Below are 661 nucleotides of genomic sequence, written 5' to 3' on the forward strand. Positions count from 1 at the left end.
TGGAGATTGAAAGTAAAATCGATATTGTGCGACTTAGAATGTCTTCAGTATTACTGCAAGAACAGTTCTACCTTGGCTATCCGAATAAACTCGCAATAGTAGAAGGCGCGCTTTTAAAGCAGAATGTATTAGCTTTGAAGGCTAGTGGTAGTAAAGACGAATATGAGTCTGCACTTGAGCAGTTCTGTGATTATGTCCGGAGAGCGTCATATGTTGATTAACAATCCCCTTAACCAGTCAAAGCTGCGGACCGCGGCCTCAGTTTGAGGCGTTAGACTCTAAAGCTGGGAAATATGAATAATGAGTATTTTTGATGTCATGTTAGCTTTATGTACATTACTATGCTCGCTGGTTGCGGGGCTCCTATTCGCTTACGCAATCGTCATAATGCCCGGAATAAAAAACTTAGAAGACAAACAGTTTATTAAGGCTTTTCAAGTCACAGATCGAGTGATTCAAGATAATCATCCCGTATTTTTATTCGTTTGGGTCGGATCAGCTATTTCACTTATTTTTTGTGCTTTTACTGGTTTTTCAAAACTTCAAGGCTTGGACTTTTTCTTGCTTTTATCAGTTACGGCCGCTTACTTAGCTGGCGTACAGATATCAACAATTGCCATTCACTTGTCACTTAACAACAAGCTACAAGCGTGCGATGTTG

Annotated in this window: 2 protein-coding genes; both read left to right on the forward strand. The window is 40.1% G+C overall.

What is annotated here, in order from left to right; genetic code table 11:
- Nucleotides 1–221, forward strand: a 221-nt coding sequence (locus A3739_RS03600) for a hypothetical protein (protein ID WP_231876994.1), incomplete at its 5' end; no start/stop codon positions are given.
- Nucleotides 222–300: 79 nt separating this feature from the next.
- Nucleotides 301–661, forward strand: a 361-nt coding sequence (locus A3739_RS30670; RefSeq protein WP_068500354.1) for a hypothetical protein, incomplete at its 3' end; no start/stop codon positions are given.

This window comes from Oleiphilus sp. HI0067, from assembly GCF_001635735.1.